The 14,396-nt window shown below is 64.1% G+C and carries 12 protein-coding genes; 3 read left to right on the top strand and 9 right to left on the bottom strand.

Annotated features, from left to right (window positions below; genetic code table 11):
* Nucleotides 1–20 precede the first annotated feature (20 nt).
* The 3 genes from ACTJK6_RS10765 to ACTJK6_RS10755 form a co-directional block, all read right to left on the bottom strand.
* Nucleotides 21–806: a 3-hydroxybutyrate dehydrogenase gene (locus ACTJK6_RS10765; protein ID WP_004627334.1), complete on the bottom strand. Its 786-nt coding sequence runs from the start codon at nt 804–806 to the stop codon at nt 21–23.
* A gap of 47 nt (nt 807–853) precedes the next feature.
* Nucleotides 854–1,597 (bottom strand): acetoacetate decarboxylase, encoded by a 744-nt coding sequence (locus ACTJK6_RS10760; RefSeq protein WP_232039684.1) that lies wholly within the window; start codon nt 1,595–1,597, stop codon nt 854–856.
* 195 nt (nt 1,598–1,792) lie between these two features.
* The gene (locus tag ACTJK6_RS10755) at nt 1,793–3,196 is read right to left on the bottom strand and encodes a PLP-dependent aminotransferase family protein (protein WP_440839021.1); all 1,404 of its coding nucleotides are present in this window, start codon (nt 3,194–3,196) and stop codon (nt 1,793–1,795) included.
* A 155-nt stretch (nt 3,197–3,351) separates the two neighbouring features.
* Here ACTJK6_RS10755 and ACTJK6_RS10750 point away from each other — a divergent pair, with 155 nt between their 5' ends.
* Both ACTJK6_RS10750 and ACTJK6_RS10745 read left to right on the top strand, forming a co-directional pair.
* Nucleotides 3,352–4,689 (top strand): aspartate aminotransferase family protein, encoded by a 1,338-nt coding sequence (locus ACTJK6_RS10750; RefSeq protein ID WP_440839020.1) that lies wholly within the window; start codon nt 3,352–3,354, stop codon nt 4,687–4,689.
* A 1-nt stretch (nt 4,690) separates the two neighbouring features.
* The gene (locus ACTJK6_RS10745; protein WP_440839019.1) at nt 4,691–6,214 is read left to right on the top strand and encodes a CoA-acylating methylmalonate-semialdehyde dehydrogenase; all 1,524 of its coding nucleotides are present in this window, start codon (nt 4,691–4,693) and stop codon (nt 6,212–6,214) included.
* A 76-nt stretch (nt 6,215–6,290) separates the two neighbouring features.
* Here the strand turns inward: ACTJK6_RS10745 and ACTJK6_RS10740 are convergent, their stop codons facing one another.
* Together ACTJK6_RS10740 and ACTJK6_RS10735 are read right to left on the bottom strand one after the other, a co-directional pair.
* Entirely contained in the window at nt 6,291–6,497 is a 207-nt protein-coding gene (locus ACTJK6_RS10740) for a cold-shock protein (RefSeq protein WP_024978714.1), read from the bottom strand.
* A gap of 176 nt (nt 6,498–6,673) precedes the next feature.
* A complete protein-coding gene (locus ACTJK6_RS10735) occupies nt 6,674–6,877 on the bottom strand; it encodes a cold-shock protein (RefSeq protein ID WP_027679026.1) in 204 nt (67 codons plus the stop codon).
* A 350-nt stretch (nt 6,878–7,227) separates the two neighbouring features.
* Between ACTJK6_RS10735 and ACTJK6_RS10730 the strand changes: the two genes are divergently transcribed.
* Nucleotides 7,228–9,123: a potassium transporter Kup gene (locus ACTJK6_RS10730; protein ID WP_440077282.1), complete on the top strand. Its 1,896-nt coding sequence runs from the start codon at nt 7,228–7,230 to the stop codon at nt 9,121–9,123.
* A gap of 18 nt (nt 9,124–9,141) precedes the next feature.
* Here ACTJK6_RS10730 and fdhD read toward each other — a convergent pair whose 3' ends face one another.
* From fdhD to ACTJK6_RS10710, 4 genes are read right to left on the bottom strand one after another with little or no spacing between them, the layout of a single operon-like run.
* On the bottom strand, nt 9,142–9,957 hold the full coding sequence (gene fdhD, locus ACTJK6_RS10725) for a formate dehydrogenase accessory sulfurtransferase FdhD (protein WP_440839018.1): 816 nt from the start codon (nt 9,955–9,957) through the stop codon (nt 9,142–9,144).
* Complete coding sequence (locus ACTJK6_RS10720) at nt 9,954–10,199, bottom strand: MarR family transcriptional regulator (RefSeq protein ID WP_413411280.1); 246 nt, start codon at nt 10,197–10,199, stop codon at nt 9,954–9,956. Before ACTJK6_RS10720 ends, fdhD begins: the two co-directional genes overlap by 4 nt.
* A complete protein-coding gene (locus ACTJK6_RS10715) occupies nt 10,199–12,538 on the bottom strand; it encodes an FdhF/YdeP family oxidoreductase (RefSeq protein ID WP_440839017.1) in 2,340 nt (779 codons plus the stop codon). The genes ACTJK6_RS10720 and ACTJK6_RS10715 overlap by 1 nt, the downstream gene beginning before the upstream one ends.
* A gap of 28 nt (nt 12,539–12,566) precedes the next feature.
* Entirely contained in the window at nt 12,567–14,222 is a 1,656-nt protein-coding gene (locus ACTJK6_RS10710) for an OFA family MFS transporter (protein ID WP_440839016.1), read from the bottom strand.
* Nucleotides 14,223–14,396 lie beyond the last annotated feature (174 nt).

Genomic DNA, 14,396 nt, shown 5'->3' with positions numbered 1-14,396 from the left:
CTCCTTGCGTGTGCTCAGACTTACTGCATGAACCAGCCGTGGCTCACCACGAACGATTGGCCGGTCAGCGCGGCGCTCGGGAACGTGGCCAGGAAGCGCACGGTCTCGGCCACGTCTTCCACCGTGGTGAATACGCCGTCCACGGTATCACCCAGCATGACCTTTTTCACGACGTCGTCTTCGCTGATGCCGAGTTCCTTCGCTTGCTCGGGAATCTGCTTTTCGACCAGCGGCGTGCGCACAAAACCGGGGCACACCACATGCGAACGCACGTTATGGGCTGCGCCTTCCTTGGCCAGCACCTTGTTCAAGCCGAGCAGCGCATGCTTGGCCGCCACGTAGGCCGACTTGAGCGGCGAGCCCTCGTGCGAGTGCACCGAGCCCATGTAGATCACCACGCCGCCACGGTCGTCCTTGTACATGTGGCGCAGCGCGGCGCGCGTGGTCAGGAAGGCACCGTCGACGTGGATGGCCTGCATCTTCTTCCAGTCGGCAAACGAGTAGCTCACGAACGGGTTGACGATCTGGATGCCGGCATTGGAGACGAGGATGTCGACCGAGCCGAGTTCTTCAGCCACGCGATCGATGCCGCTGTCCACGGCTTGTTCGTCGGTCACGTCCATGCGCAGGCCGATCGCCTTGCCGCCGGCATCGGTGATTTCCTTGGCGACGGCCTTGGCGCCGTCTTCGTTCAGGTCAACGATGGCGATGGCTGCGCCCGAATTGGCAAGCGTGAGGGCGATCTGCTTGCCGATGCCGCTGGCGGCACCCGTGACGACGGCGACTTTGCCTTTCAAATCAGACATGTGTGTACTCCGAGGGTTGACGGAAAAAGGATGGCGTCGGGCAGGCGTTACTGCGCGAGGTAATCGAACACGACCTCGCCCATGCCAAGGGTCAGGTCTGCAATGATGTGCCGGGCTTCGACAATCTCCAGGACGGGCAGTTCGGCCACGGGTGCCAGCGCATGGTGCGCCAGTTCCAGCGACGCGGGGCCGGTCCATGCACCTTTCATGTCGATGTCGATCATGTAGTTGCGCGACAGCTCGCAGATGCGCGCGGTCTTGCCGTCCACATGCGGAATGATCTTGAGCAGGAAGTTTGGGCGCTCCAGGCGGCGTTTCTGCTCTGCCAGATCCAGCTCACGGTGCTTGTAGCCCATGGTGCCGGTTGCCACGCGCACGGGGCCGTAGTCGAGCGTGCCGATCAGCGTGTCCTTGTCGGTCACCAGCTTGGGCGAGGCGAGTTTCTTCGGGAAGCCCCACATCTCGCGGCCGCCGGCCAGGGGCGGATGGTCGTCCAGATACATCGCCAGCGTGTACGTGCCGGGCTTGCCTTCGTAGGTGACGGGAATCACCTGGCCGCTCTCGGTGTAATCACCAAAGCCGGTGGAATCGGCCATGCGGATGAACTCGTAGGCGACCAGCGGTTCGGGCACTTCCAGCGGCTCCGGCACCATGGCACGCAGCTTGGCCGGGTCGGTGCGATACGTGATGATGAAGAATTCGCGGTGGATGAAGCGGTACGGGCCTGGCGGGTATGCGGGGCTCGTGAGCGGCATTGCGAACGCGGTTTCGCGGACGGTTTTGATGTCCATGGCACTCCTTGTGCAGGTTGGGCTGCAGGTGGCGTTGGGAATCGGTACGACGCAAGAGAACGGTAGGCGACAGCGCATCGTGTCGCGCTTGTGTGACGCTGCCACCATCCGGTCACGCCGATTTCACGTTTGAGTGCCAGTCACGTGATTGATTGCATGCAATACGTCATTGCGACCCATGCAGGGCATGCGCCATTACGCGTGGGAGAGAAATTCCCAGAGCGCCGGCTCAGCGGAGTAAGCCACGTTGAAGCGCAGCCACGGGCTGGGCTCGTCATGCGGCCGGAAATACTGTCCCGGTGCAAGCCAGATGTTGTGATCGATGGCCCGATTGGCCAGCGCAGAGGCATCTGCGTGGCCCGGCAGCCGGCCCCACAGGAAGAGGCCGCGCCCTGGTGTATCGAACAATTCAGCACCATGTTGGCGCATGAGGGCTTCGACTTGCGTGTGCGCTTCTCCCAGTCGTGCAATCAGCCGCGCCACATGCTCGGCATAGACGGGGCGCGTGACGAAAGCGTGCACGATGCGCTCCGTGATTTCCGACGAGGTGAGTGCCACGGCCATCTTGGTACGCGCAAGCTCGCGCGTGATGGCGGCGTCGGCCACCACATAGCCCGCGCGCAATGAGGGCGAGATCGTCTTGGAGAAGCCGCTCACGTACAGCGTGCGGCGCAGGCCGTCGAGCGAGGCCAGCATCGGTGCGGCGGGGTCGGCCAGTTCGCGGTGCAAGTCGTCTTCGACAATCCAAAGGCCGTGTTGCTCGGCGAGCTGCAGCACGCGATAGGCGTTCTGCGCCGTCATCGAGGAGCCGGTGGGGTTCTGCAGCACGGAGCTGGTGAACAGGGCGCGCGGCCGGTCGGCATCGTCGGCGCGCAGGATGGTTTCCAATGCGGCTGTGTCGAGCCCCTCTGGCGTGCGTGGCACCCCGATCACGCGCAGGCCGGCCAGCTTGAGCACCTGGAGCACGTTGCAGTAGCCCGGATCATCCACGGCTACGACGTCGCCGGCTTTGAACAGGGTGCGGACAATCAGGTCGAGCGCCTGCGTGGCGCCGCTAGTCAGCAGCACTTGCGAGCGTTCCACCGGCAGCCCTCGTAGCGCAAGCGACTGCGCCACGTATTCACCCAAGGGCGCATAGCCCCATGGATGTCCGTAGCCCGCCACCCGAAGCGCGGAAACACGGCTCACCGCGCGCATGGCTTCCTGCACGCCGCGCTCGTCCAGCCAGTCATTCGGCAGCCAGCCGCAGCCGGGCTTGATGGCGATGGAGCGATCGGCAAACACATCCGATAGCAGCCACGCCGCGTTGAGCGTGGGCGACTCCCAGCGGGGAGCTACCGGCGCTGGTTGGGTGGGGGTGCGCGCCGCCACCAGGTAGCCCGAGCGCGGCCGCGCCACGATGGCGCCGAGCGCCGCCAGCCGTGTATAGGCTTCCGCCACCGTAAAGGTGCTGACATCGTGAGCCTGGGCCAGCTTGCGCACGGAAGGCAGCCGCGTGCCTGGCAGCAGAGTATGGTTGTCGACCGCCGCACGAATGCCTTGGACGATCTGGTCGACCAACGTACGCTGGGGATGAGAAGGATCGAGTTCGAGGTGCATGTTGCGATGCGGCACGAGAGCGGTGGTGGGCGCCTATACAGTTTCTTATAGAACCGCCATCTGTGCATGTCCGTGTCGCATGTGACTCTGTACAGTTTGCTCCAACGGCTGGCTTGCCAGTCCATTCCCTTTCCGCTGTTTTTCCGGAGTGACCGATGAAACCCGCACCGCACCCGCTGGAGACCACTGATCTGTCTTACTTCTGGATGCCGTTCACGGCCAATCGCCAGTACAAGGCTGCACCGCGCCTGCTGACGTCGGCCCAGGGCATGTATTACCGCGACGGCGACGGCCGCGAAGTGCTGGACGGCACTGCCGGCCTCTGGTGCGTCAACGCCGGGCACTGCCGTAAGGAAATCGTCGACGCCATCACCGCGCAGGCCGCCACGCTGGATTTCGCGCCCACCTTCCAGATGGGGCACCCGCTGGCGTTTCGCGCGGCAGAGAAAGTCGCCGAGATCATGCCGGAAGGGTTGAACCGCATCTTCTTCGTCAACTCGGGGTCGGAAGCGGTGGATACGGCGCTCAAGATTGCGCTGGCGTACCATCGCGCGCGGGGCGAAGGGCAGCGCACACGCCTGATTGGCCGCGAGCGCGGTTATCACGGGGTGGGCTTCGGCGGCATCTCGGTGGGCGGTATCTCGCCAAACCGCAAGGCGTTTTCGGCGAACCTGCTGCCGGGTGTAGATCACCTGCCGCATACGCATGCGCCGGAGCACAATGCCTTCTCCAAGGGCCAGCCGGCCTGGGGCGAGCACTTGGCCGACGAGCTGGAACGCCTTGTCACGCTGCATGACGCGTCGACCATTGCCGCCGTCATCGTCGAGCCGCTGGCAGGTTCCACGGGCGTGCTTGTGCCGCCCAAGGGCTATCTGGAACGCCTGCGCGCGCTGTGCGACAAGCACGGCATCCTGCTGATCTTCGATGAGGTCATCACGGGTTTTGGCCGCCTGGGCGCGGCAACGGCGGCGGAGTTCTTTGGCGTGACGCCCGATTTGCTGACGATGGCCAAGGGCATCAACAACGCTGCCGTGCCGATGGGCGCCGTAGCCGTTCGCCAGTCGGTACACGACACCGTGGTCGACGCGGGCGCGCCGGGCGCGATTGAGCTATTCCACGGCTATACGTATTCGGCGCACCCCTTGGCGGCGGCAGCGGCGGTGGCCGCGCTCGATTTGTATCGCAGCGAAGGGCTGTTCGAGCGCGCTCGTGCGATGTCGCCGGCGTTTGAAGCAGCGGCGCATTCGGTCAAGGGCGCGCCGCATGTGAAGGACATCCGTAACCTGGGCTTGGTCGCCGGCATCGAGCTGGAATCGCGGCCGGGCGCGGTGGGCGCGCGCGCTTACGAGGTCTTCCTGAAATGCCTGGAGCGTGGCGTGCTGGTGCGCTACACCGGCGACATCCTGGCGTTCTCCCCGCCGCTCATCATCGAAGAGGCGCAGATTGAGCGCATCTTCGACACCGTTCGTACCGTTCTGCAAGAGGTAGCCTGAAATGAACCGACCGATTGATCCCGCCGTGACGGAGTCCGTCATCAGCCATTACATCGGCGGGCAACGCCATGCCGGCAGCGGCGCGCGCGCCGCCGATGTATTCAACCCCGCCACGGGCGCCGTGAGCGCGCAGGTGCTGCTGGGCGGCAAATCCGAAGTGGGCGCCGCCGTGGCCGCTGCCCACGCCGCCGCTGCGGACTGGGCTGAGACCTCACCGCTCAAGCGCTCGCGCGTTCTGTTCAAGTTCAAGGAGCTGCTCGACCAGAACCAGGACGCCCTGGCTGCCGCCATCACGCGGGAGCACGGCAAGGTGTTCTCCGATGCCAAGGGCGAAGTCACGCGCGGCATTGAAGTGGTCGAGTTCGCCTGCGGCATTCCGAACCTGCTCAAGACCGACTTCACCGACAACATTGGCGGCGGCATCGACAACTGGAACCTGCGCCAGCCGCTGGGCGTGGTGGCCGGCATCACGCCGTTCAACTTCCCGTTCATGGTGCCGATGTGGATGGCGCCCGTGGCGCTGGCATGCGGCAACACGTTCATCCTCAAGCCCAGTGAACGTGACCCGACCCCCAGCCTGATGATTGCCGATCTGCTCAAGCAGGCGGGCCTACCCGATGGCGTGTTCAACGTCGTACAGGGCGGCAAGGATGCCGTCGACGCGCTGCTCGAGCATCCGGATGTGCAGGCCGTCTCGTTCGTCGGCAGCACGCCTATCGCCGAATACATCTACGCCGAAGGCACCAAGCGCGGCAAGCGCGTGCAAGCCTTGGGCGGCGCCAAGAACCACCTCGTCGTCATGCCCGATGCGGACCTCGACCAAGCGGTGGATGCGCTAATCGGTGCCGGCTACGGCTCGGCCGGCGAGCGCTGCATGGCGATTTCCGTGGCTGTGGCAGTGGGCGACGTGGCTGACAAGCTCGTCCCGCGCCTTGCCGAACGCGCCCGCGCGCTGAAGATCGGCAACGGCATGCAGGCCGACAGCGAAATGGGTCCGCTCGTCACCGCCGCGCACAAGGCGAAGGTGGAAGGCTATATCGCCAAGGGCGTGGAAGAGGGCGCCAAGCTGGTGGTGGACGGCCGCGGCCACTCGGTCGAGGGCCACGCCGAGGGCTTCTTCACGGGCGGCACGCTGTTCGACCACGTCAAGCCCGAGATGACGATCTACAAGGAAGAGATCTTCGGCCCCGTGCTTTCGGTGGTGCGCGTGCACGATCTTGCCGAGGCGGTGAAACTGATCAACGCGCACGAGTTCGGCAACGGCGTGTCGTGCTACACGAGCGATGGCGGCGTGGCGCGCGCGTTTGCGCGGCAGATCCAGGTGGGCATGGTCGGTATCAATGTGCCGATTCCGGTGCCGATGGCGTGGCACAGCTTTGGCGGCTGGAAGCGCTCGCTGTTTGGCGACCACCACGCCTATGGGGAAGAAGGTGTTCGTTTCTACACGCGTTACAAGAGCGTGATGCAACGCTGGCCGGATTCGATTGCCAAGGGCGCCGAATTCGTGATGCCGACGGCCAAGTAATCCGGCGCATCACCCATGAGAAAGGGAGGCAATGCCTCCCTTTTTCTTTTGAACATGCCGAGTTGAAACCGGCGTGTCATATTGGTTTGATGTTGACGGCGATCAGTTCGCCGTCGGGCCCGATCTCTACGTCAAAACTGACGCGCTGCCCTTCATGGAATGTCTGCGAGCGCGAAAACTGGATTTCCGAATCCCGAATGAAACTCGGGGCAGCATGCATTTCTGCAGCTGCCCCGGCGGGCGGATCATACTGAACGGCGTTCTCTTCAATTCGGCTGGCCATTGCATGCTCCCAATAGGGGTTCGTCAAACCAGGTCACCGCTTCCGGTGACCTTCCGACTGCTTGATGGCAAACACGTACTGAACAACCTGCCTGGCGGAATATCCCGGCCAATACACGCGCGAGGAAACCCCGCGCGGCAAGCCAAAACCGGGCTACCGCGCCCGCGTGCTCCTTGTTACTGGGGCACGATGTTCGAAGCTTGCTTGCCCTTGGGGCCTTGCGTGACTTCGAACGACACCTTCTGGCCTTCCTTCAGGCTTTTGAAGCCTGCGGCATTGATAGCGGAGAAATGTGCGAAAAGGTCTTCGCCGCCATCATCCGGGGTAATGAAGCCGAAACCCTTTGCGTCGTTGAACCACTTGACGGTACCAGTAGCCATGATTTTGAGTCGTGAAGTTGAGAAATCGATCGGCCGCCGGCCAATACAAACACAGCAGGCAGACCCGGCCGAACCGGCCAAACGATCGTTTTGTGAATATATGCTTGGCGCGTCTCCCCGTCAAAGTCTGTTTTTTTAAGCTTTTTGCTTAGACCCGGTGAGTACGTTGTTTTCTGCCGCTCAGCAGGGTTGGCGCAGGCTTGCCATCGGTGCAAACACCGGCGCAAAACCGGGCGTTTTCACCTAAGCTTTAGTGGCTTCTGCCGCACTCGGCTCGCCCCGTAAAGCCAGTGCAGCAGACGGTGCACGAAAATTGCGTGCGCCCCCGTCGTTCCAGTCGCAGCCTACCCATGACGACCGCCGCAGCCAGTAAAACCAAGAAAAATCCCGCGTTGATGGCCACCGTGATTGGCGCAATCGGCGTGGTTTTCGGGGACATCGGCACCAGCCCCCTGTACGCACTAAAGGAATGCTTCAACCCCGAGCATGGGGTTCCGTTTTCCGATCAGACCGTCTTCGGCATCCTGTCGATGCTCTTTTGGGCCATGACGCTGGTGGTGTCCATCAAATACGTGCTGTTCGTCATGCGTGCCGACAACAACGGCGAAGGCGGCATCCTCGCGCTGACGGCGCTGGCCATGCGTGCAAGCAGCGGCAGCGCCCGGTTCACACGCACGTTGATGCTGCTCGGCCTGCTGGGGGCCGCCATGTTCTACGGCGATGCCGTCATCACACCCGCCATTTCGGTGCTCTCCGCCATCGAGGGCATGGAGATCATGGCGCCCGCGCTGCAGAAGTGGGTGCTGCCCCTTGCGCTGATCGTGCTGGTCGCCCTGTTTTTGATCCAGAAGCAGGGCACGCACGTGGTGGGGCGGCTGTTCGGGCCGATCATGGTGCTCTGGTTCCTGCTGCTGGGGCTGATGGGGCTGGTTTCGGTGGCGAAGTCGCCGCAGATATTGGTGGCGCTGAACCCCGTATATGCCATCGAATTTGGATTCCGGCATACGGTGCTGGCGTTCATCGTGTTCGGCTCGGTGTTTCTGGCGCTGACCGGCGCCGAGGCGCTGTATGCCGACATGGGCCACTTTGGCGCGCGCCCGATCCGCTACGCGTGGTTCTACATTGCCATGCCGTGTCTGTTGCTGAACTACTTTGGCCAGGGCGCCTTGCTGCTGCGCGAGCCGAGCGCCGTGCAGAACCCGTTCTTCCTGTTGATGCCGAACTGGGCGGTGGGCCCGATGGTGGTGCTGGCGACGGCGGCCACCGTCATTGCGTCGCAGGCAGTCATCTCGGGCGCGTTTTCGATGACGGCGCAGGCGGTGCATCTGGGCTATGCGCCGCGCATGAAAATTCTCTACACGTCGGATGTGGAAATCGGCCAGATCTACGTGCCGGTGGTCAACTACATGCTCCTGGTGCTGGTGGTGGCGGTGGTGCTGGCGTTCGGCAAGTCCGACAACCTGGCGGCGGCCTACGGTATTGCGGTGACGACCACCATGGTGCTGACGACAGGGCTCGTCACGGTGGTCATGCGCAACGCCTGGAAGTGGCGCCTGTCGCTGGTGGCCTGCATTGGCGCGGTGTTCCTGGCGGTCGATTTGTCGTTCTTTTCGGCCAACCTGCTCAAGATTGCCGCGGGTGGCTGGTTCCCCTTGCTGCTGGGCGGCCTGATCTTCTTCCTGATGGTGACGTGGCACTCGGGCACGCAACTGCTGAAGGCGCGCAACGTGGAAGGCGGCATTCCGCTCGAGCCGTTCATGGAAGGGCTGCTGCGCCATCCACCGTATCGTGTGGATGGAACCGCCGTGTATCTGACGCCGAGCATCGACTTCGTGCCTCTGGCGTTGCTGCACAACCTCAAGCACAACCACGTGCTGCACAAGCGCGTGCTGTTCATCCACTTCCGCACACTGGCCGTGCCGTATGTGGACCCAGCCAAGCGTCTGGTCATCAAGACCATTGGCGACGACATCCACACGGCCGTGGTCGATTTCGGCTTCAAGGAAACACCGGCCGTGGACGAGATCGTCCGCAACGTGGGTGAACGGCTGGGCATCGTTTTTGAAGACATGGAAACCTCTTTCTTCATTACACGTGCCACGGTGGTGCCATCGCCGCTGCCTGGCATGGCAATGTGGCGCGAGTCTTTGTTTGCCTGGATGCAGCACAACAGCGCCAAGCCGTCGGACTTCTTCCGGATTCCCGCCAACCGGTTGGTTGAGCTAGGAAGCAAGGTGGAGATCTAGCCCCGCCCGTTCCGCTCGCTACGCAAACCGCGTCACGCCATCACCCCGGCAGAACGCCAGCAGCGTCAGCTGTCCGGCCTTGGCGTGGCGAATCGCCAGCGAGGACGGCGCGGAGATTGTCGCCAGCAGCGGCACCCGGACCTGCACGCACTTGCGCGCCAGTTCGAAGCTCGCGCGGCTTGTCATGACGATGAACCCGTCTGCGGGGCGGATGCCGAGCCGGGCCAGCCGCCCGATCAGCTTGTCCAGCGCGTTGTGACGGCCCACGTCTTCCAGCACGTGCAGCGGTGTGCTGCCGTCTGCAGGAATCCAGCCCGCGGCATGCACGCCACCGGTGAGCGCGTTGGCCGGCTGTTGCGCCGTCATCGCGTGCATGGCATCCAGCACTTGTGCGTCGGTCAATGCCGCCATCCACGTGGGCGGCACTAGCGGCGTCGGTGCGTCTTCAAAGGTCTGCAGGCTTTCAATGCCGCACAGGCCGCAGCCGGTCGGGCCGGCCAGCGCGCGGCGGCGTTCCTTCAGCCGCACGAAGCAATGCGAAGCGATTTCCGCATGCACTTCAAGCCCATGCGGGTGCGTTTCCACATCTACGCCACGCCAATCGGCGCGACTGTCGATGATGCCTTCGGACAGCGCGAAACCCAGTGCAAAGTCTTCCAGGTCGGCTGGCGACGCCATCATCACCGCATGCGTGATGCCGTTGAAGACCAGCGCAACCGGGGCTTCATCGGCGACAGCGGTGGAGGCGTCTTCTTGCGTGCCGGTGCGCGTGCGTTTCGTCGCGATGGTCGAAACGACGGGCAAGCCTGCGGGGTGGCGGGGCAGAAAAGTCATGCGGTGAAATCGGGCAGAACGCGGCCGGCGTCGAGCAGCACGATGAGCCAGCGGGTGTCGTCCATGGCAACGCGCAGCAGCCCGGCATCAGCCAGCGGATGCAGCGCGCGCAGGACTGTGCTGGCACGCTCGCCCACGCGCTTGGTCAGCCAGGGCAGCGACACCGGTTTGCCGGCGTCGGTGTCGCGCAATGCGGCCAGCAGCGCCAGTTGCAGCGCAGACCACGCCGGCTCGGTCGACATCAGGCTTCTGCCGTGGTGGCCGCTTGGGACTCGGCGGTGCGTTGGACTTGGCTCGGGACCAGCATCACCGGAATCGACTTGGACGTCGGCGTGCGGGCCTGGTCGGCCACGGAAGACAGCGGCACCAACGGATTGGTCTCGGGGTAATACGCCGCCAGGCAGCCGCGCGGAATGTCATATGCCACGAGGCGGAAGCCATCGGCGCGGCGCGTGGTGCCGTCGTCTGACAGCGTCACCATGTCGACCCACTCGCCGTCTTTCATGCGGATCGTGTGGAGATCTTCCTTGTTGATGAATACCACGCGGCGCTGGCCGAACACGCCGCGGTAGCGGTCGTCCATGCCATAAATGGTGGTGTTGTACTGATCGTGCGAGCGCACCGTGGCGAGCGTAAAGACGGTGGCGTCGGCGTGGCGCTCGCGGGCGCGGTGGACCGGCGTGTCGGTCGGCACGGCATGCGCGTGGAATTCCGCCTTGCCCGACGGCGTGCTCCAGACGCGTTCCGATGCGGTGTTGCGCAGGCGGAAGCCGCCCGGCACGCGAATCTTTTCGTTGAAGCCGGCAAAGTCGTCGAACACGGCTTCGATGCGTTCGCGGATGCGGTCGTAGTCTTCGACCAGCCAACGCCACGGGATCGTGCTTTCGGGCAGCGTCGCTTCGGCCAGCCGCGCCACGATGGCCGGTTCCGACAGCAGATGCGGCGAGGCCGGCGGATTGATGCCCGCCGACATGTGCACCATGCTCATCGAGTCTTCCACCGTCACGCCTTGCGTGCCGCCGGCTTGCTGGTCGACTTCGGTTCGGCCCAGGCACGGCAGAATCAGTGCCGCCTTGCCGTGCACGATGTGGCTGCGGTTGAGCTTGGTCGTCACGTGCACGGTCAGGTCGCACTGGCGCAGGCCCGCCCACGTGGCAGCCGTGTCCGGCGTGGCTGCCGCAAAGTTACCGCCCATGGCGAAGAACACGCGTGCGGCGCCTTGCTGCATCGCCTCAATGGCGCCGACGGTGTCGTAGCCATGTTCACGCGGCACTTGAATGCCGAAGACCTGTTCCAGCCGATCCAGGAACGCCGGGGCGGGCTTCTCGTAGATGCCCATCGTGCGATCGCCCTGCACGTTGCTGTGACCGCGCACCGGGCACGCCCCGGCACCCGGGCGCCCGATGTTGCCGCGCAGGAGCAGCAGGTTGACGATCATCTGGATCGTCGCGACCGAATGTTTGTGTTGCGTGATGCCCATGCCCCAGCAGGCAATGACGCTGCCGGCCTTGAGGTACGTGTCGCCGGCCTGGCGGATTTCGTTCTCCGGCAGGCCCGATTCGGCTTCGATGGTGGCCCACGATTCGGCACGTACGTCGGCGGCGAAGGCGTCGTAACCGCCGGTGTGCTGGGCGATGAAGGCGTGGTCGATGACGGCAGGTTCGCCGCGACTGCGCGCCACGTCGTCGCGCTCGATCACGTGCTTGATGATCCCCTTGACGGTGGCCAGGTCGCCGCCGATGCGCACCTGGTGGTATTCGGTGCTGATGCGCGTGGAGCCCAGCGTCAGCATCTCGATCTTGCTTTGCGGATCGGCAAAGCGCTCTAGCCCGCGCTCGCGCAGCGGGTTGAACGAGACGATGCGCGCGCCGCGCTTCGATGCCTCGCGCAGCTCACCCAGCATGCGCGGGTGGTTTGTCCCCGGGTTCTGGCCAAAGATGAAGATGGCATCCGCCTTGGTGAAATCGTCGAGCGTGACGGTGCCCTTGCCGACGCCGATGCTGCCCCGCATGCCCGTGCCGGAGGGCTCGTGGCACATGTTGGAACAGTCGGGAAAGTTGTTCGTGCCGTACGCGCGTACGAACAACTGGTAGAGGAAGGCCGCCTCATTGCTGGTGCGGCCAGAGGTGTAGAAGATCGCCTGGTTCGGATCGGGCAGCGCGCGCAGGTGCTGCGCGATCAGCGCAAAGGCGGCGTCCCATTCGATCGGGACGTATTTGTCGCTGGCCGCGTCGTAGACCATCGGGTGCGTGAGGCGCCCCTGATCTTCCAGCGCGTAGTCGGACCACTCCGCCAGTTCGCGCACGGTGTGCTGTGCGAAGAACTCTGGCGTGGTGCGGCGGGAAGTCGCCTCTGCGGCTACGGCTTTGACGCCGTTCTCGCAGAATTCAAACGTCGAGGCATGGTCCCGATCGGGCCAGGCGCAGCCGGGGCAGTCGAAGCCGTCGGGCTGGTTGGCCGACAGCATCGTCTTGGCGCCCTTGGCCGCGATGCCCTGAGACAGCAATTGATGTGCAACGCTCTTGAGCGCGCCCCAGCCACCGGCCGGATGACGGTAGAACTCGATTTTCTGGTGCTTCATGGGTGGCGGGGCGGCTTTAAATCACGTATCAGGAGAACAGAACGGCAGCTTTTTGGAGTGTAATCCAAACCCCCCAGCCCAACGGCAGGCCCACTGCGGCCCAGGCCAGTACCACGGCCACGGCAGAGCCTGGATGCGCTTTCCATTCCAGTGACGTTTCCGGCGAGGCCACCGACGGGGTTGGGCTCTTGGTTGCCGCAGCGTGACGTTGCTCGTCGAGTTGCGCTTCCGTCATGAAGTGCTTCGCGTTGACGGGGCGCACCAGCAGGTTGCAGATGAAGCCCAGGATCAGCAGGCCGGCCAGGATCATCATCGTGATGTCGTACACGGCTGCGCGTTCCACGCCATGGGCGATCTGGTATTCGCGCAGGTAGTTCACCAGCACGGGGCCCAGAATGCCTGCCGTCGACCATGCCGTGAGCAGGCGGCCGTGGATGGCGCCCACCATCTGCGTGCCGAACATGTCAGCCAGATACGCCGGCACAGTCGCAAAACCGCCGCCGTACATCGACAGGATCACGCAGAAGGCCAGCGCGAACAGGGCGATATTGCCCGTGTGCGACGTCCACGGAATCGAGGCGTAAAGCACGAAGCCGAGCACGAAGAAAACGGCGTACGTCATCTTGCGACCCAGGCGGTCCGACAGCGATGCCCAGAAGAAACGGCCGCCGATGTTGAACAGGCTCAGCAGACCCGTGAAGCCCGCAGCGATGGCCGCAATCTGGCCCTTTTGGGCGGCGGTCAGGTCCATGAACGACGTCGTCACGCCCAGCAGCTTGCCGCCAAACACTTCCTGCAGCAGCGGCGAGGCCATGCCGAGCACGCCGATACCGGCCGAAACGTTCAGGCACAGCACGGCCCAGATCAGCCAGAATTGCGGCGTCTTCAGCGCTTCGTTTGCGTGCACGTGGCGTTGCGTGACCATCGTGTCCTTCGCTTTGGCGGGCGAGGGCGTCCAGTCGGCAGGTTTCCAGCCCGTGGGCGGCACGCGGTAACCCAGCGCGCCAGCCATCATGAACACGAAGTAGATGCCGGCCAGCACGATAAACGTTTGCGATACGCCGACCGATTCGGGCGTGGCAAACATCTTCATCAGGCGGTCAGCCAGCGGAGCGCCGATCATCGCGCCGCCGCCAAAGCCCATGATGGCCATGCCGGTGGCCATGCCGCGCTTGTCCGGAAACCACTTGATCAGCGTCGACACGGGCGAGATGTAGCCCAGCCCCAGGCCGATGCCGCCGATCACGCCAGAGCCCACCCACAGCAGCCACAGTTGGTGCATCTGGATGCCAAGCGCGGAAATCAGCAAGCCGCCGCACCAGCACACGGCCGACACGACGCCAGCCTTGCGCGGGCCGACGCGCTCGAGCCAGCCGCCCCACATGGCTGCGGATGCGCCCAGGAAGACGAAGAACAGCGTGAACATCCAGCCCAGGCTGGACACGCGCCAATCACAGGTGGTGGTGAACAGCTCGGCGATCAGCGAGACATCGGCGCCGCAGGTGAGCGGCTTGGTGATGCCCAGCGCGCGGCCAAGCGGCAGCCAGAAGACGGAGAAACCGTAGGCCATGCCAATGCACAGATGGATGGCCAGCGCGGCAGGCGGAACCAGCCAGCGGTTGAAACCAACCGCGGCGACGGTGCGCTCGCGCGAGAAAAATGGATGCAGGACTGCTTCGGACATCGAATCCCCCCGGATAAGTTGAGCCCGTGTTGTGACGTACGTGGTGAAACGGTGCGGCCGTGCCGGTCATGGCCGGCGCGTGCCAGGCGGCTGCAGTTGGAGTGCGCCGACGTTGCCCGCGAAAGATAGTGGGGCAGCCTGCTCTAGATCAATAGTTGTAATCACCCGTTGTAT

It is taken from the genome of Ralstonia sp. 22086, from assembly GCF_052045975.1.
Lineage (GTDB): Bacteria > Pseudomonadota > Gammaproteobacteria > Burkholderiales > Burkholderiaceae > Ralstonia > Ralstonia wenshanensis.
This window is presented reverse-complemented; position numbering and strand designations above follow the sequence as displayed.